The organism is Rothia mucilaginosa, from assembly GCF_019334805.1.
Lineage (GTDB): Bacteria > Actinomycetota > Actinomycetes > Actinomycetales > Micrococcaceae > Rothia > Rothia mucilaginosa_C.
On the sequence record NZ_CP079822.1, the window covers coordinates 1870151 to 1887566 of the forward strand.

Sequence of the window (17416 nt, forward strand, 5' to 3'; positions counted from 1 at the left end):
GTTAAAGGACGATGCGGCGCAAGCCCTCATGCAGGGGCTCACGCCGCATCGATCATCACTCAACTCATTATCACACCCGGGCCGGTCCTCACACCGACCCTTCGGGACATACTGGGGATTCTCGCCCCTCCCGGTGCAGGGCTCTCATCTCCCGCCCCGGAAAACTATCAAACTCTATACGCTACCTACCGGCGGTCAGCGCCTGGGTAGCCATCTGCTGAGCCAACTCGGAGGCCTTTTCCGCACGATGACGGCGGTACACCATTCCCGAGCAACACGCCACAATACCCGCACCAATACCGATGGAGCTTGCCAAGACCGCACAGAAAATCAGGGTTCCGATCATCATGGGTTTCTCCTTTGCCTTTGTCCTTTGCCTTTGTTCTCGGCTCTATGTGCCTTCAACATTACGGACTGACCCTGTGTTCAAGCTGTGTACCAAGAAGCATCATGCTGTGTAAACCGTGGAGAAAAACTGGGCGCTTTAAAAGAGAAACATGAGAGCGAGTAGCGAACAAAGCCCCAAAACAAACTAGCCGTCGGGCAAATCTCCGGGTATCTCAGACCCGCGAATCAGCTGCCGATGAAAGGGTGTGAGGAAAATTCCCAGGGAACTCCCCGATAACCAACAGCAAAAAAATATAGAACGCCATAAAACACCCTCTACAGTAGAAAGATAGCGTGCGCCCAGGGTGAGGCACACGCGCGACTCTAGGAGAACTTATGACTCAGAACAACGGATGGTCTTACGGCGGCAATGACGGCGTCACGGATGCAACCCGTCCCCTGCAGAACGTGAACGGACAGGCAAGCTACCAGCCCGCAAACCAGCAGCAGGGTCAGAACGCATACCCGCAGGCATACGCCTCTCCCGGATACACCTACCCCCAGGCGGCGGCTGCTCAGGTCGCTTCGGCACAGTCTGCACCTCAGAACACCGATAACAACAAGCGTTACGGTGCCGGTGTTGTGCTCACCGCAGCTCTGCTCGCAGCCCTCGTTGGCGGCGGCGTTGGCGCGGGCGTCGGAGGCGGCATCGCAGCATCGAACAACAGCTCCTCCAGCGCTTCCTCGCGCGGCTCCGTCAGCTCCAATATCAGCAACTCCTCCACCGTGGCAGGCGTAGCAGAAACCGCGAAGAAGGTCCTGCCCTCTACCGTGACCATCGTTGCTTCGAACGGCTCCTCCTCCGGCGGCGGTAGTGGCGTTATCCTCGACAAGGAAGGCCACATCCTCACCAACCACCACGTGGTTACCCTCGAATCTTCCAGAGAAGCATCCACCATTGAGGTGCGCCTGAGCGACGGCACCGTACGCACCGCAACCGTGGTGGGCCTGGACTCTGCCGCTGACCTGGCGGTCCTGAAGATTAACCCCTCCGGCCTGGACCTGCAGCCCATCACCTGGGGTGACTCCTCCAAGCTGGTCTCCGGCGAGGTAGTGGTTGCCCTCGGCGCGCCGTATCGTCGTAGCGAATCGGTAACCTCCGGCGTGGTCTCGAACGCAAACCGCGTGCAGCCTGCCGATGCGAAGGGCCAGAACTACATCCCCATGGTTCAGGTTGACGCTCCCATCAACCACGGTAACTCCGGTGGCCCGCTGGTGAACCTCAAGGGCGAACTGGTCGGCATTAACGCGCAGGGCCAGGCAAGCCAGGATGGCGGCACCGCCGACGGTATGGCGTTCTCCATTACCTCCAACTACGCCAAGCGCATCTCCTCCGAGATCATCGCCAAGGGCAAGGCAACCCACGGCTACCTGGGTGCGAGCGTGAAGAACAGCCCTGCGGACACCGGTTCGGGCTCGTCCAAGCTCATCCCCGGTGGCGTTGAAATTGCCTCGGTAGAATCTAACAGCCCCGCCGCGAAGGCAGGCCTGCGATCCGGCGACGTCGTGATTGAAGCCGACGGTCACGCCGTGACCAAGAGCGAAGAGCTCAACGGTACCGTACGTGCCGCAGCGGCAGGTTCTGATCTGAAGCTGAAGGTTAAGCGCGGCTCCTCCACCCATGACATCACCGTGACCCTGGGCGACGCCGACAGCCAGAAGTAACCCCTCGCGTCTGAACTAGCAGCGCGGTGCAGCTGAGAAACACCCGCTCAGCTGGGACTGCTTAGTTAGCCTAAACAACGCGCACAATAAAGATGCTCCCACCCCATACTCGGGGTGGGAGCATCTTGCATTAGTAAGACAGAACTATAGTGATACTGCAGAGCGGGCGGGCTAAGCGTCCTTGAGGACCTCTCTCACACGCCTCTGCAAAGCCGGGACAACCTCCTGCTCGAACCACGGGTTCTTCGCCTGCCACCTAAAATTCAGCGGCGAAGGATGCACCAGCGGCAGAAACTTAGGAAGATAAGACTCCCACGCACGAACCGTCTCCGTCAGGTTCTTCTGCGCCTTTGGGGCGTGCACACCATCCAGGTAGTGCTTCTGAGAGTAAGCCCCCACCAGCAGAATCAGCTGAACGTTCGGCATGAGATCCAGAAGCTGCGGATGCCACTTCGGCGCGAAATCCTTACGCGGCGGGTTATCGCCGTGCGCGCCCTTACCGGGGTAATAGAAATCCATTGGTAGCAGCGAAATCAGGTCGGGGTCATAGAACTGCTCATCCGACACGCCCATCCACTCGCGCAACTTCACGCCGCTCGGGTCATTCCACGGGATACGGCTCTCCTGCGCGGCACGCCCAGGCGCCTGACCAATCACCACAATACGAGCATGAGGGGAGGCTGAAAAGACCGGCGCCCAGCCCTGTTCCGTAAACTCCCTATTCTGCGGATCCAAACGAATCTGCTCAGCCAGGGGAGGGGCTGTCTCCAGAATCTGCTGAACCAGATGCTCCGGCAGATTATGGTGTGTTGCAGCCATGCTAGATGGCGCCTCCCTCAAAACCGTTCTGGCGCCACGCCTCAAAAATCGCAATGGACGCAGAATTAGCCAGGTTCAGCGAACGGCGGCCCGGCTTCATCGGAATCTTCACCCGCTCGCTCACGTGCGGGTCCTGCTGAACCTCAGCGGGCAGACCCACCGACTCCGGACCGAACATGAACACGTCACCGGGACGATACTCAATATCCGCATACGAAGTCGAAGCAGTCGTCGTGAACGCAAAAACACGCTCCGGGGCGAGTGCCTCCCACGCATCCTCAAGGGTCTCATGCACCGTCACCACCGCCAGGTCGTGATAGTCCAGACCCGCGCGGCGCAGATGCGCATCATCAAAGTTAAAGCCCAGCGGCTTCACCAGGTGCAGCTCAGCGCCAGTAATCGCCGCCAAACGGATAGCATTGCCGGTATTGCCCGGAATCTCAGGGGTATAGAAAAGAATCTTGAACACGTTCCTAAGTGTACCGCGCAGCCCCCGACCAGCCCGGAACAGCCCCGAGCGTCCCGAGGAGTAGCGCTCGCCGACCCAGCCGCAGATGAACACGCCTAGAAGAGCGCGGGTAGAGCGCGATAAAATAAACGAGGCGACAAACCGCCGACAACCCAGCAGGAGGAACCATGAGCGCAGAAACCAACCGTCAGAACGGCCGCGTCTACCTCGACCATGCCGCCACCACCGACGTACTGCCCGCCGCCATCGACGCCATGGTCGAACAGATGCGCAACGGCGGCAACCCCTCCTCCCTGCACGCTGTAGGACGCAATGCCCGCGCCACCGTCGAATATGCCCGCGAACGCATCGCCCGCGCCGTCGGAGCCGACCCCGCCGAGGTTATTTTCACCTCCGGTGGCACCGAAGCGGACAACCTCGCCGTCAAGGGCATCTACTGGAAGCGCCGCGAAGAAGACCCGCAGCGCACCCGAATTCTCGTCTCCTCCATCGAGCACCACGCCGTGGAAGAAACCTGCGAATGGCTCGAAAAGGCAGAAGGCGCGCAGATCGAATGGATCCCCGTAGACAAGCACGGTAGCGTCAACCCGCAGACCGTCCGCGAACTCATCGAAAAGAACCCCGAAGACGTAGCGCTCGTGACCGTCATGTGGGCGAATAATGAGGTCGGTACCGTACAACCCATCCCCGAGATTTCCGCCATCGCCGCCGAATACGGTATTCCCGTGCACTCGGATGCGGTGCAGGCTTTCGGTGCGGTGCCTATCGACTTCCACGCCAGCGGGGTAGCGACCCTCGCAATCTCCGGCCACAAGATTGGGGGCCCCATGGGCATTGGCGCGCTGGTCGCAACCCGCGCGGTACAGATGACCCCCGTCCTACACGGAGGCGGCCAGGAACGCTCCGTACGCTCCGGCACCATCGACGCACCCGCCATCGCAGGTTTCGCAGAGGCCGCCGTGCACTCGGTACAGCACCTCGACAAAGAATCCGCCCGCATCGCCGCGCTACGCAACGAACTCGTTGCGGCAATTAGCGCGCTCATCCCTCAGGCGCACCTGAGCGGCGAAAACCCGCTCACCGAAGAATACCCCGGCCAGAAGCGACTGCCCGGCAACGCCCACTTCACCTTCGAAAACGCAGAAGGTGACACCCTGCTCTTCCTGCTGGATATGCAGGGCATCAGCAGCTCCACCGGCTCCGCCTGCAACGCCGGGGTGACCCGCCCCTCCCACGTGCTCATGGCAATGGGAATGGACGAAGACACCGCCCGCAGCGCCCAGCGCTTCACCCTCGGTCACTCCACCACCGGAGCCGATATTGCGCGCCTCATCGCGGCACTACCCGCTGCCTACGAACAGGCAGCAAAGGCGGGGCTGTCCTCGCAGCTGCCGGACGCCTCCCGCTGGCACTAAAAGACAGAAAAAAGGTACCGAACCGCCCTCAGCTTGCAATATCAGCGTTCGCTGAGGGCGGGCTGAGGGGGCACTGCCCAATATCCCGCCGAGCCCCTGCGTACAATGGGTAGCTACAGTAACGAAAAGTCCGCCCACACAAATAAGGCGTACCTTTCTAAAGGCTCAACACAACAGAAGGATAGGCAGTGAAAATTCTTGCAGCTATGAGTGGCGGCGTTGACTCCGCAGTCGCCGCAGCCCGCGCCGTAGAAGCAGGACACGAAGTAGTCGGCGTTCACCTCGCCCTATCCCGCATGCCCGGCACCCTGCGCACCGGCTCCCGCGGCTGCTGCACCCTCGAAGACTCCATGGACGCCCGCCGCGTCTGCTCCCAGCTGGGCATCCCCTTCTTCGTCTGGGACTTCTCCGAACGCTTCAAGGAAGACGTCGTCGACGACTTCATCTCCGAATACGAAGCCGGACGAACCCCCAACCCCTGCATGCGCTGCAACGAAAAGATCAAGTTCGCCGCGCTCCTCGAACGCGCCCTCGCACTCGGCTTCGACGCCGTGGTGACCGGCCACTACGCCCGCGTCATCACCACCGAAGACGGCAACCGCGAACTGCACCGCGCCGCCGACTGGGCCAAGGACCAGTCCTACGTGCTCGGTGTGCTCACCCACGAACAGCTCAAGCACGCCTGGTTCCCCCTGGCGGACACCCCCTCCAAGGCGCAGGTACGTGCGGAGGCGGCAGAGCGCGGCTTCTCCGTAGCAAAGAAGCCGGACTCCTACGACATCTGCTTCATCCCCGAAGGCGATACCCGCGCCTGGCTGGGCGACCACATCACAATGCGCCCCGGCCTCATCAAAGACACCCACGGCGAGGTGCTCGGCGAGCACCCCGGCGCGCAGGCATACACCGTAGGCCAGCGCAAGGGCCTGGCACTGGGCCGCCCCGCCGCCGACGGCAAGCCCCGCTTCGTGCTGGAGGTGCGCCCCAAGGAAAACGAAGTTATCGTCGGCTCCCGCGAGCTGCTTGCCGTGCACGAAATCCGCGGTATCCGCGCCACCTGGGCGGGCGTACCCGTAGAACAGGCGGCACGCTTCCTGGAAGAGCCCGCACAGCTGGGCGCTCGTAGCGAAGAGTTCGAGGTGACCGCACAGGTACGCGCGCACGCTGACCCGGTCCGCGCCAAGGCGTACATGACCTGGGCACCCGACCCCGAAGCTGAAGAAGAAGGCGCACTGCGCCTGGAAACCGTAGTGCGCCTGTTGGATCCGCTCTCCGGCGTGGCACCGGGACAGACCATGGTGCTCTACCAGGGCACCCGCGTGCTGGGTCAGTCCACCATCGCCCGCGCCTACTCGCTGGACCGCGAAGACATTCAAGAAACCCTGTCTGCTGGCGCCTCCACCAGCGCCGACTAGCCGCACAGAATAGCCGCGTACCCCGCTATTCGCAGCTGTTGCCGCAACAGCCTGCTCGAGCGCAACGCACAGAAGACCACAACCGGACTGAGGAGAGACCGATGACTGCCGAACACACTTCCTGCGAATTTGACCCCCACGCCACCTCCATGGGCGATGAAGTCGCGCCGGAGGTTTACGAGGAGCTCTTCGCCATGCGCCGCTCCATCGACAACTTCGATGCAGCGTTGGTGCACATCCTCGCGGAGCGTTTTCAGGCAACTAAGCGCGTGGGCGTCCTGAAGGCTAAGCACAACCTGCCCGCTGGCGACCCCGGTCGTGAAGAGGCGCAGATTGCTCGCCTGCGTGCCATGGCGAAGGAATCCAGCCTGGACCCGGAATTCGCGGAGAAGTTCCTGAACTTCATCATCTCTGAGGTGATTCGCCACCACGTGCGCATCGCGAACGAGCACGCTGACCAGGACGAAGAGACTGAAAAGTCTGAAAGCTAAGACTTTCTAAGATTTCACCCTCTTCGAGATCTCAGCCTCTCCGAAAAGCCCCGCTCTCATCCCTGCTGAGCATCCATCGTGCTGAGCGTCCAGCGGCAGAGCATCGACCCGCCCGCACTTTTCCCTAACCTGTCTTAACCTCACTCGTTTATGCCCCCTCAATCTTCCTCCCGCCAGAATGCCCGCACCGAGCCGGTGCCGGAGCGCCTGCTACTGCCCGGTGAGTACCGTGCCCCCGAAGGCGACGAACTGACCGAGCAGGACCTTGCTACGCTCGCTACTGAGCGTCCGCTGGTGCGCGCTAGCGGTCGGGGTGATTTTCCCGGCGATGATCTGGCTGAGGCGATGTCCCGTGTAGAAGGTGAGCTGGGTTCCCCGCACTTGCCGTTCCTGCCGCATCTGCCGGCGTTGGGCTGGCGGGCTACCCCGCTGGCACGCACCCTGGCGGTGTGCGAGGGACTTGCCTTTGACGGTGTCTCGTTTGGCTGGCGCATGGTGCATAGCGGCGGCAGGGGAGCGCGCGAGTCTGCCTTGGCGAAGGACCGTCTGCTCTCCGATATCAACCTTCTAGCTGACCGTGTGGGCGCGCAGAAGAAGAGGTTCACCTCCGGTGTTGAGGGCTCCGCTGCGGTGTATAAGATTCAGCTGGTTGGTCCGCTGACCCTCGCAGCCAGCATCTACCTACCCGGTGGCGAGCGTGCCATCAGTGATGCAGGGGCGAGCCGTGACCTGCTGGAATCGTTCTTGGAAGGACTGGAGCGTTGGGTGGAGTCTCTGCGTGAGGCTCTGCAGGCTCCCCAAGCGCTGATTGCGGTGCAACTGGACGAGTCGGAGTTTCAGCGTCTGATGGAGGGCTCTATCCCTACGGTGAGTGGCTTCCGTTCGTTGCCTTCGCTGCAACCTCACTACTATCAGCAGGTGTACCGCCGTGTGGCGGAGCGCTTCGCGGAGCTGAACCTGCAGCTCATCCTTGATGTGGATGGCACCGCGCTCAAACCGGTGCAGGAGCTGAAGCTGCTCAGCCAGTCCCGCCCCGCCCTTGATGCTTTGGCGCTGTTGAAAGCTATGCAGGTCGAGGGTGCCGCTCCCTGTGCTTTGCTGTTGCATCCTGACCGTGCCCGGTTGAAGGGACCGGGCATGCTGCAGGTTCCGCCGCTGAGCGACCCTCGTTCCTGGGAACCTGTGGCGCAGCTTTTGGAGGCTCAGGCTCAGCTGTGGCTGCCGGTGGTGACCTCTGCGCGGGTTCCTGATCAGGTGCGCCGCCTGTACAGCCTGTGGCGCGAGGTTGGTCTTGAGCCGACCCAGTTGAGCGCGGTGGGTTTGATGCCTGATGAGCGTATTCAGAGCGGTTCCGTGCCTGCTGGGATGACTTCAGCCGCGGTAAGTATGCTGGATGCCACGGCTTCGCTGGCTCGGGTGACAGAGTGTGCCCGTGCATTGGCTGAGTGCGCGGTATGATTAGAGAATCAGCTTTTTTATGTAAGTATTTACGACAATTCTTTAGGGAGGTACTGTGAGCGCAAGCGACGCACACACCATTTTGGTGGTTGATGACGATGATGCTCTGGCGGAAATGATTGGCCTCGTGCTCGCGCAAGAGGGCTTTAACGCTGTTTTTTGCGAAAATGGCAGCCGCGCTTTTGAAACTTTTATGCGCTCCACTCCCGATTTGGTGCTTTTGGATTTGATGCTTCCTGGCATGAACGGTATTGAAGTGTGCCAGCAAATTCGCCGTTCTTCTAATGTGCCGATTATTATGTTGACCGCTAAAAGCGACACTGAAGATGTTGTTAAGGGTCTTGAAGCTGGCGCTGATGATTACATTGCTAAGCCTTTTAAGCACGCTGAATTGTTGGCGCGTATCCGTACCCGTTTGCGTCCGCGTGAGAGCCGCCAGCTGGTGGTGTCCATTGGCGATATTGTCATGGATATGGACGGTCGTACCGTCAAGTACCACAGCACTGAGGTTCCGATGACTCCTCTGGAGTTTGACCTGTTGGCTGCGCTGGTTCGTCACCCGGGTCAGGCGTTGAGTCGTCAGGAACTGCTGGATATGGTCTGGGGTTACACTGATGTGAGCGATTCGCTGGTAAATGTGCACGTCCAGCGTTTGCGCGCTAAGTTTGATGAGCTGGGTGCGGATCGTTTTATTCAGACGGTCCGTGGCGTTGGCTATAAGATTCCGACCGAGCTGGTGGGATCTTCCGGTAGCTAATCGGAACCTATTCATAGGCGAAGGGATAACCTGATTGTCTGTTGCGAAGTCGAGCCATGAGCACGGCGCTTTGACGGCGGAGGCGGTAGCCTCCGCCTCTTCGCGTACCCGCACTTCCAAGCCGCGTAAGGCGCAGAAGCCGCGTAGGAACCTGATGCAGCGCGCTCAGCGTCTATGGAAGGAATCTCTGCAGTTCCGTGCTTTGGGTACTGCAGGCATCATGATGTTCCTGAGCTTCTTGATGGTGGGTTGGTCCTTGTCGAGCCAGATTGCGACGAGTCTTTTTGAGAATCAGAAGGGTCAGGCGCTGGCGGAATCGGAGAGTGGTTTCCGTAACGTTCAGAGTGTGCTGGACTCCTCTGAGGCTCGTAGTGACAGCGAGATTCGCCGTAATGTGAGCCGTACCCTGACCGTGCTGGATGCGGGCAGCTCGGGTAAGCGTAATTGGATTCTTGTGCCTTTGGAAGGTCAAGGTAAGCAGGGCTTTATTCCCGAGCAGAGTAGTAATAATTCTTTGAATTCTTCGAGTATTCCGAATGATTTCAAACAAACTGTTCGCGATAAAGATGGTATTTTCTGGCAGACGTCTACGGTGACTACTGTCGAAAATAATCGTGAGCGTACCTATCCGGTGCTTATTGTTGGTACCCATATTTCTATTGCACAGAACCCTAATTACGGTTTGTTCCTTGTGTACGATATGACGGATTCTTCCGCCACGATTGCGCATATTAACTTTGTTCTTTTTGGTGGTTTCTGTGCGTTGCTTACTGTGGTGCTTTCTGTGGTGTGGATTGTGACTCGTTTTGTGGTCCGCCCGATTACGCAGACCGCTATTACGGCGGAGAAGCTGGCTGCTGGCGATCTGGATCAGCGTGTGTCGGTGAATGGTGAGCATCAGGCGGCGCGTCTGGGTTATTCGTTCAACCTGATGGCTGATTCGCTGCAGGAGAAGATTGTTCAGCTGGAGCGCCTGTCGACTCTGCAGCAGCGCTTTGTGTCTGACGTGTCGCATGAGTTGCGTACTCCGCTGGCGACGGTGCGTTTGGGTACTGAGCTTCTGTACGATTCGCGTGGGGATATGGACCGGCCGCTGGGTCGCACTGTGGAGCTTCTGCACGATCAGGTGGATCGTTTCCAGTCGATGCTTTCTGACCTGCTGGAGATTTCTCGTTTCGATGCAGGTAGCGCAATGCTGACCATCGACACTGAAGACTTCATGCGTGTGCTGTCGAATATTTTGCAGGAGGCTCTGCCGCACCTGGAGCGCACGAATACTAAGCTGAACGTGCATACGAGCCATGAGAGCATCATGGTTGATATGGACCGCGTGCGTATTGAGCGTGTGCTCCGTAACCTGCTGTACAACGCGATTGAGCACGGCGAGTCCCGCCCGATTGATGTGTACGTGGGTGCGAATGCCACGAACCTGGGTGTTGCGGTGCGTGACCACGGTATCGGTCTGTCTGAGGATGAGGCTGTTCAGGTGTTCAACCGTTTCTGGCGTGCTGATACTTCCCGTAAGCGCACCCTGGGCGGTACGGGCCTGGGTCTGTCGATTGCTGCTGAGGATGTGCGTCTGCACGGCGGCACGATTGAGGCGTGGGGCGAGAAGGGCCGCGGTGCCTGCTTCACGATGAACCTGCCGCTGATTCACGGTGCGCCTTTGGGTGAGTCGCCGGTTCTTGTGACGGGTGAGCCTGAGGCAATCTCGCATCGTTCGGCGACTGCGAAGGATACGCTGCCCAATATTGCTCCTCGTGTGAACATTGAGGACGAGCTCTAAGGGGTTCGGGCGGGGAGAGGCTTACGCTTCTGCCGTATATGGGTGTGTTGGTGTTGCTCGGCTGTATTTACGCTTATCCTTGCGTATTTGCACTGTTTACCCAGTACAATCAATGCAGGTATATTTTCACGGTGTTGCTATTTCACTGTGGTTATCTTTTCACCGCGCTGCGATGGCCTGCAGCGTTAGCAGGTGATGGTTTGTCTTTGTTCGTAGAGGAAGGTTAAGACCTCCATGTCTCACAGGGCTATTGTTTCTCGACGCGCCGTGCTGTCTTGGGGTGCGGTGTCTTTGGCGACGCTCGTGAGCTCTTGCGCGGGTCTTCCCTCAAACAATCGAGTGACTCAGCACAGTAGCGGTCTGGAAGTGAAGAGTGTTAATACTTCTCCGGCGCGTGCGCCGGGTCCGCTGGCGGGTGCTACTCCCGAGGCGATTATTGAGGGCTTCGTGCGTGCTGGTGTGGATAGCATTGAGAATTATGCGGTGGCGCGCCAGTATTTGAGTTCTTCTTTTGCAGGCCGTTGGAATCCTATGGGTACGACTCGTGTGTACCGTAATACGGTGCAGCCTCGTAGCGACGATAGCGGAACTGCTGAGGGGATGTACCATGTGCGTTTCCAGCAGACGGCGACTGTGAATAGTCAGGGTATTACGAGCACCTTCCCGGAGGCTCAGACTGAGACTCAGGATTTCACCATGGTTATGGAAGATAACCAGTGGCGTATTAGCTCCTGCCCGGATGGTCTGTGGCTGGATGGTGCCGAGTTTGAGCGCGTGTTTAGCCCGTGCCGCCTGTACTTCTACGATCGTGCGTTCCGTTATGCTGTGCCTGATATCCGCTGGTTCCCGCATACGGACCGTTACTTTGAGCTGCTGGTGCGTACCCTCATGATTGGTCCTGCATCCTACTTGAAGGATGTTGCGTTCTCGGCGTTGAATGAGTCGATGAGCCTTGAGACCGCTAACATGAGCGATAACCAGGATGTGCTGGTTCGCCTCTCGGGTGAGCACCTGGACGATAACCGTTTGGCGCGTGTGCGTGAGCAGATTATGCACGGCTTGGAGAACTTCTCGGGTCTGGGCAAGACTGAGGTTTTCTATAACGGCACTCTGATTCCTGAGAACGCGCCGAGCGGCTTTTCTGCGGTGAAGCTGAACCCGGGTGTTCCTGCCCGCACGGTTGCTATTAATTCGAACGGCCAGATGGTGGCGCGCGATGACTATATGAGCAATGCGGGTGAGCAATTGCTTCTGCGTGGCGTGACCCAGTTGAGTTCCCCGGCGATGGGCTATTCGGCGGATGTTTACGCCTGCTTGGCGAACGATGCCGCGAGCCTGTACACGGTGTATCAGGGCACTGCCCGCCGCGTGTGGCAGAGTACCGCTCTGACTGCTCCCAGTTTTGATGCGTATGGCTGGGTGTGGGCAGCCGATGGTGAGGGTATTGTTCGTGCCTTCAAACCGGATTCTGAGGATGCAACCGAGCGTGAGCGCGGTGTTGATATTGGTCTGTCCTGGCAGCGTAATTTGAGCTTTACGAGCGTGAACGTTTCACACGATGGTGCCCGCATGGCGATTGTGGCCTCTACTGAGGGTGCGTCGGCTGTGATTATTTCCGGTATTGTGCGTGATGATGCCGGTAAGCCTCTGCGTCTGACGGAGATGGTGCGTCTGAGCTCTTCTGTGACTCCGCGTAATGCCCGTTGGGCTGGCGACCAGAGCGTCGTGGTGGTGAACGTGAAGAATGGTGAGTCTGAGGTGATTTCCCTCAGCGGTGAAGAGACGAAGCTGGACCGTTTGGATGGTGTGATGACCATTTCGACGGCGGATAATACGTCGAATATTATTGCTCACCGTTCTGACGGTTCGTGCTACCTGATGGAGGAGCGCGGCTGGATTCGCCTGGACACGACCCTGCACGAGATTAGTTACGCCGGTTAGCCTCGGGTAGGCGCGAGCGAGGAAAGGGTGCTTTCGGTGAGTTCAGTACAGCGTGGTTTGAACGATTCCGTGAATGGGTCCTGGAGCAAGTCTCTGACCGGGCTTGCGGGCGCTCTCAAGAGTGCCGGCGGGTCTTTGGGGGAGGTGCTGATGCCGCGTACTTGCCCGTGCTGTGCGGTGCCGGTCGCCTATGGGGCAGGCTCGCCACTGTGTGAGGCTTGCTTGCCGCAGTTGCGTTCGGCGTTGGCTAAGGTGGAGCGAGTATATGCTCTGCAACCTCTTGATGGCGCGGCTGCTCCCGAGGTGCGTGCGGCATCCCGTTATGAGGGGATCATGCCGCGTGCCCTGTTGGCGTTGAAGAATGCGGGCCGTACCGACCTGCTGCCCCTGTTGGGAGAGGGTTTGGCGCGTAGCGTGTACGAGCTTCTTCGGGCGCATCGGGTTGAGCTTCAGAGCGTACCGGGGTCTTCTATCTCTTCTGTGGGCACCTCCGCCGCACCGGTTGAGGTTCTGCTGATTCCGGCGCCGTCCTCTGCCCAGAGCGTGCGCCGCCGCGGCTATGCGCCGGCGAATCTTTTGGTGCAGGAGGCGGCGCGTCAGCTTAATAAGCGTCTGCCTGCCTCGGTGCGGGTGCGCGCTGTGGACGTTATCGGGTACGTTCCTCGCGGTCGGCGGGGGAGCGGCGCCTCCCTATCTTCTCGTGTGGGTGCTTTTCTCCTTAGCGCCTCTGAGACAAAGAATGAGCAGAAGAGCCTGGGCGCTGTGGGGCGTGCCGAGCGGATGCACGGTGCCTTGCGCGTCATGGAGCCTGCCCTGTGCACGGGTCGGGTGAGCGTTATTTGTGATGATGTGGTGACCACCGGTGCGACCGCCTCTGAGATGGTGCGTGTGCTACAGGAATCCGGTTCGCGGGTGCTGGGCGTGTGTGCTGTGGCGGCGGTACCGAAAAAGGCTCAGACATAGCGTTTCTTGTAGTTAGTTGCAAGAGATACACGATTTTTGGCGAATAAAGTTCGCAGACGGACGAATAGCTATTATTTAGGCTAAATATTTGTCATATCTAGTGATATGAAACATGTTTCGTACTAGAATATAGACAAGGGAACGGCATTGGAGTCGAACCCCCGTACCGGGTCCAGCCGGACGCGGTATAAGCCCCCAACCTGGAGGGAATGATCGTGGAAGTCAACATCTACGGCCGCAATATCAAGGTCACCGAACGCCTGGAAGAGTACGTGAGCGAGAAGGTTCAGAAGTTCGCTCAGCTCGGCGATAACGTGAAGGACATCGACGTCAAGTTCAGCAAGGACGGTCACCTGGGTGGCGAGTCCATCCGCGTTGAGATTACCGTTGTTGGTACTGGTCCTGTCCTCCGTTCCGAAGCCCAGGGTCACGACAAGTTCGCGGTCTTCGATGAAACCTACGGCAAGCTCCTGGAGCGTCTGCGCCGTGCACGTGACCGCCGCAAGCTGCACAAGCGCGGTGGCAAGCACCCCGTCTCCGTGGCGGACGCTACCGGATCGATTCCCGTGGTTACCGAAGCAATTACCGAGATTCTGTTGCCGGATGTTCCGGTGGAAGAAGCAGCATTCGACAACAGCGAGGTCACCCTCGCCGACGAGGCCGCATCTCCCATCGAGATTCGCCACAAGAGCTTCAAGGGTGAGCGTCTGACTCCCGCAGAAGCTGTTGACCGTATGGAACTGGTCGGCCACGACTTCTACCTGTACATTGACAGCGAGACCGGCGCACCGGCTGCGGCATACCGTCGTAAGGGCTGGAGCTACGGCATCATTACTCTGGACAACGAGTAAAAACTAACGTACCTGCTGGATGCTGAGGCGTAAGGCTCTTTAGGGGTCGTACTCAGCGAGTAGGCTCAAGACCCGGGCGGTCTGGGAATACACACCGTGTTTCTCCAGGCCCCCGGGTTTTTCTTTGCCCTCCACACATCTGTTCCTTTAGACGGATGGATCGGCTCTGCCTCAACCGGAGGGTGAAAGATTCGAGTGTCACCAAATGTCACCTCGTGGGCGCAGAGCGTAAAAAAGAGCTCGGACGGGCGAATTAGGCGGCTCTGCCATACAATATGTAGGAAGGCCTCACAGCGCGCACTTGGTGAGGGTACCGAAACAAGCAAGGAGTAGAAGCTCAGTGGCATCTTTCTTGGAGAAAATCCTCCGAACCGGCGATAAGAGGGTTCTGCGACAGCTCGAAGCGTACACTAAGGCGGTGAACTCGCTCGAGGACAGCTTCGCATCGATGACCGATGAGGAACTGCGAGCAGAGACCGACAAGTTCCGCGAGCGCGTCAAGGACGGCGAATCCCTCGACATTATGCTGCCGGAGGCCTTTGCGGTGGTCCGTGAAGCATCCAAGCGTACCCTGGGCAAGCGCCACTACGACGTGCAGCTCATGGGTGGTGCAGCGCTGCACCTGGGCAACATTGCCGAAATGAAGACCGGTGAGGGTAAGACCCTCGTTGCGACCCTGCCCGCGTACCTGAACGCGCTCAGCGGCAAGGGCGTGCACATTGTGACCGTGAACGACTACCTGGCTGAGTACCAGGCGAACCTCATGGGTCGCGTGTTCCGCTTCCTCGGCATGGAGTGCGGCGTGATTCTGTCATCCATGGAGCCTGACGAGCGTCGTAAGCAGTACGCCGCAGACATCACTTACGGTACGAACAACGAGTTCGGCTTCGACTATCTGCGTGACAACATGGCGTGGACCGTGGAGGAGCAGGTTCAACGCGGCCACAACTTCGCCATTATCGATGAGGTGGACTCCATCCTGATTGATGAGGCGCGTACCCCTCTGATTATTTCCGGCCCCGCAGCCGGTGAGGCAAACCGCTGGTATGCAGAGTTCGCGCGCATTGCCGCAACCCTGCTCAAGCGCGGTGAAGACTACGAAGTAGACGAGAAGAAGCGCACCGTCGGCATCCTCGAATCCGGCATTGACAAGGTGGAAGACCACCTGGGTGTGAAGAACCTCTACGAATCCAAGAACACCCCGCTCATTGGCTTCCTGAACAACTCTATTAAGGCGAAGGAGCTGTTCACCAACAACAAGGACTACGTGGTCGTTGACGGCGAAGTCCTGATTGTTGACGAGCACACCGGTCGTATTCTGCCGGGCCGCCGCTACAACGACGGCATCCACCAGGCGATTGAGGCGAAGGAAGGCGTCGAAATCAAGCCTGAGAACCAGACCATGGCGACCGTGACTCTGCAGAACTACTTCCGCATGTACGACAAGCTGTCCGGTATGACCGGTACCGCGGAAACCGAAGCGGCAGAGTTCATGAACACCTACGAGCTCGGCGTGGTGCCCATCCCCACCAACAAGGGTGTGCAGCGCATCGACAACCCCGATAAGGTGTACCGCGACGAAATCGCCAAGTTCAAGGCGGTCGTCAAGGACATTAAGGAACGCCACGAAAAGGGCCAGCCGATCCTGGTGGGTACCGCAAGCGTGGAGAACTCCGAATACCTTTCCCGCCAGCTGGCGAAGGCAGGCGTGCGCCACGAGGTGCTGAACGCAAAGAACAACGAGCGTGAGGCTGCTATTGTTGCGCAGGCGGGCCGTAAGGGCGCCGTCACCGTGGCAACCAACATGGCTGGTCGCGGTACCGACATTATGCTCGGCGGTAACCCCGAATTTGAGGCCGTCGAGAAGATGCGTGAGCTCGGCCTGGACCCGAACACCAACTCCGAGGCGTACGAGGCACGTTGGCCCGAGGTCCTGAAGGCCTGCGAAGACGCCGCTAAAGAAGAGCACGATGAAGTCACCAAGCTCGGTGGCCTGTACGTGCTCGGCACTGAGCGTCACGAGTCCCGCCGTATCGACAACCAGCTGCGCGGTCGTTCCGGCCGTCAGGGTGACCCGGGTGAGTCCCGCTTCTACCTGTCGCTGACCGACGAACTGATGCGCCTGTTCAACACCGGCATGGCAACCCGCCTCATGGCGGCAGCCCCCGAGGACTCCGCATTGGACTCCAAGATCGTCAGCCGCGCTATCGCTACCGCCCAGTCAAACGTTGAAGGCCGTAACGCTGAACAGCGTAAGAACGTGCTCAAGTATGACGACGTGCTCAACCGCCAGCGCGAAGCGATCTACAAGGACCGCGGCCGCATCCTGCACGGTGACGACCTGAAGGAACAGATTTCTGGCTTCGTGGACGAGGTGCTGACCACCATCATCGACGCGCGCGTCGCTGAAGGCCACGCCGAGGACTGGGACTTCGACGAGCTCTGGAGCGCCCTCAAGCAGGTGTACCCCATCTCCATCACCGTGGACGACCTCGCTGAAGACGCTGGAGACCGCACCAAGATTACTCGCGACCAGATCGTGAAGGAAGTCCTGGCGGACGCACACCTCATCTACGATGAGCGTGAAAAGAGCGTCGGCGAAGAGAGCATGCGCGAAATCGAACGCCGTGTCATGCTGTCCGTCATCGGCGAGCGCTGGCCCGAGCACCTGTACGAGATGGAATACCTCAAGGAAGGTATCGGTCTGCGTGCGATGGCTCAGCGTGACCCGCTGGTCGAGTACCAGCGTGAAGGCTACGACATGTACCAGTCGATGCTCGGCGCGATCCGTGAAGAGACCGTGACCTACCTGTTCAACCTTGACCTGTCCAAGCAGCGCACTCAGGCTTCTGCCGTGCGCCTGGCTGAGCCTTCGCGCCCGAAGTTCCTGCAGTACTCCGCCCCGGATGAGGACGGCCACGAGCAGGTTCACGTGGAACGCTCGAAGGACAAGTAGCCTCAGCGTAAAAGCTGAAATGCTATAGACCTAGCAGAGAGGGTGC

The 17416-nt window shown here is 59.2% G+C and carries 14 protein-coding genes; 11 read left to right on the forward strand and 3 right to left on the reverse strand.

The annotated features are described in order from the left end of the window. Window positions 1-181 precede the first annotated feature (181 nt). Window positions 182-349 carry a hypothetical protein gene (locus LPB405_RS07460; RefSeq protein ID WP_168162430.1) on the reverse strand — a complete coding sequence of 56 codons (168 nt, stop codon included), beginning with the start codon at window positions 347-349 and terminating at the stop codon, window positions 182-184. A 374-nt stretch (window positions 350-723) separates the two neighbouring features. Between LPB405_RS07460 and LPB405_RS07465 the strand changes: the two genes are divergently transcribed. Then, window positions 724-2052: a S1C family serine protease gene (locus LPB405_RS07465; RefSeq protein ID WP_219101006.1), complete on the forward strand. Its 1329-nt coding sequence runs from the start codon at window positions 724-726 to the stop codon at window positions 2050-2052. Window positions 2053-2223: 171 nt separating this feature from the next. Here the strand turns inward: LPB405_RS07465 and LPB405_RS07470 are convergent, their stop codons facing one another. Together LPB405_RS07470 and LPB405_RS07475 are read right to left on the reverse strand one after the other, a co-directional pair. Then, window positions 2224-2871 carry a uracil-DNA glycosylase family protein gene (locus LPB405_RS07470; RefSeq protein ID WP_219101008.1) on the reverse strand — a complete coding sequence of 216 codons (648 nt, stop codon included), beginning with the start codon at window positions 2869-2871 and terminating at the stop codon, window positions 2224-2226. Between the two features lies 1 nt (window position 2872). Then, window positions 2873-3340: a tRNA (cytidine(34)-2'-O)-methyltransferase gene (locus LPB405_RS07475; protein ID WP_070507585.1), complete on the reverse strand. Its 468-nt coding sequence runs from the start codon at window positions 3338-3340 to the stop codon at window positions 2873-2875. 167 nt (window positions 3341-3507) lie between these two features. On the opposite strand from LPB405_RS07475, the gene LPB405_RS07480 reads away from it, so the two are divergent. The 10 genes from LPB405_RS07480 to secA all read left to right on the forward strand — a co-directional run bounded on the left by LPB405_RS07480 (window position 3508) and on the right by secA (window position 17370). Next, window positions 3508-4755 carry a cysteine desulfurase family protein gene (locus LPB405_RS07480; RefSeq protein ID WP_219101010.1) on the forward strand — a complete coding sequence of 416 codons (1248 nt, stop codon included), beginning with the start codon at window positions 3508-3510 and terminating at the stop codon, window positions 4753-4755. Window positions 4756-4943: 188 nt separating this feature from the next. After that, a complete protein-coding gene (gene mnmA, locus LPB405_RS07485; RefSeq protein WP_219101012.1) occupies window positions 4944-6167 on the forward strand; it encodes a tRNA 2-thiouridine(34) synthase MnmA in 1224 nt (407 codons plus the stop codon). A gap of 101 nt (window positions 6168-6268) precedes the next feature. Next, a complete protein-coding gene (locus LPB405_RS07490) occupies window positions 6269-6658 on the forward strand; it encodes a chorismate mutase (RefSeq protein ID WP_049342203.1) in 390 nt (129 codons plus the stop codon). A gap of 150 nt (window positions 6659-6808) precedes the next feature. Further along, window positions 6809-8116: a methionine synthase gene (locus LPB405_RS07495; RefSeq protein WP_219101015.1), complete on the forward strand. Its 1308-nt coding sequence runs from the start codon at window positions 6809-6811 to the stop codon at window positions 8114-8116. A 55-nt stretch (window positions 8117-8171) separates the two neighbouring features. Further along, complete coding sequence (mtrA, locus tag LPB405_RS07500; protein WP_005505360.1) at window positions 8172-8873, forward strand: MtrAB system response regulator MtrA; 702 nt, start codon at window positions 8172-8174, stop codon at window positions 8871-8873. A gap of 34 nt (window positions 8874-8907) precedes the next feature. Then, the gene (mtrB, locus tag LPB405_RS07505; protein ID WP_219101017.1) at window positions 8908-10659 is read left to right on the forward strand and encodes an MtrAB system histidine kinase MtrB; all 1752 of its coding nucleotides are present in this window, start codon (window positions 8908-8910) and stop codon (window positions 10657-10659) included. Window positions 10660-10893: 234 nt separating this feature from the next. Next, window positions 10894-12600: an LpqB family beta-propeller domain-containing protein gene (locus tag LPB405_RS07510; RefSeq protein ID WP_049356525.1), complete on the forward strand. Its 1707-nt coding sequence runs from the start codon at window positions 10894-10896 to the stop codon at window positions 12598-12600. Between the two features lie 222 nt (window positions 12601-12822). After that, window positions 12823-13563: a ComF family protein gene (locus LPB405_RS07515; protein ID WP_246823926.1), complete on the forward strand. Its 741-nt coding sequence runs from the start codon at window positions 12823-12825 to the stop codon at window positions 13561-13563. A 209-nt stretch (window positions 13564-13772) separates the two neighbouring features. Then, window positions 13773-14414 (forward strand): ribosome hibernation-promoting factor, HPF/YfiA family, encoded by a 642-nt coding sequence (gene hpf / locus LPB405_RS07520; RefSeq protein ID WP_239665130.1) that lies wholly within the window; start codon window positions 13773-13775, stop codon window positions 14412-14414. Window positions 14415-14754: 340 nt separating this feature from the next. After that, entirely contained in the window at window positions 14755-17370 is a 2616-nt protein-coding gene (gene secA, locus LPB405_RS07525; protein ID WP_219101019.1) for a preprotein translocase subunit SecA, read from the forward strand. The last annotated feature ends 46 nt before the right edge of the window (window positions 17371-17416 follow it).

Excerpts from the sequence above, each read along its gene's own strand:
- LPB405_RS07460 (WP_168162430.1), bottom strand. The coding sequence starts at position 349 with ATGATGATCGGAACCCTGATTTTCTGTGCGGTCTTGGCAAGCTCCATC.
- LPB405_RS07470 (WP_219101008.1), bottom strand. The coding sequence starts at position 2,871 with ATGGCTGCAACACACCATAATCTGCCGGAGCATCTGGTTCAGCAGATT.
- LPB405_RS07495 (WP_219101015.1), top strand. The coding sequence starts at position 6,809 with ATGCCCCCTCAATCTTCCTCCCGCCAGAATGCCCGCACCGAGCCGGTG.
- LPB405_RS07510 (WP_049356525.1), top strand. The coding sequence starts at position 10,894 with ATGTCTCACAGGGCTATTGTTTCTCGACGCGCCGTGCTGTCTTGGGGT.
- LPB405_RS07480 (WP_219101010.1), top strand. The coding sequence starts at position 3,508 with ATGAGCGCAGAAACCAACCGTCAGAACGGCCGCGTCTACCTCGACCAT.
- LPB405_RS07490 (WP_049342203.1), top strand. The coding sequence starts at position 6,269 with ATGACTGCCGAACACACTTCCTGCGAATTTGACCCCCACGCCACCTCC.
- hpf (WP_239665130.1), top strand. The coding sequence starts at position 13,773 with ATGATCGTGGAAGTCAACATCTACGGCCGCAATATCAAGGTCACCGAA.
- LPB405_RS07465 (WP_219101006.1), top strand. The coding sequence starts at position 724 with ATGACTCAGAACAACGGATGGTCTTACGGCGGCAATGACGGCGTCACG.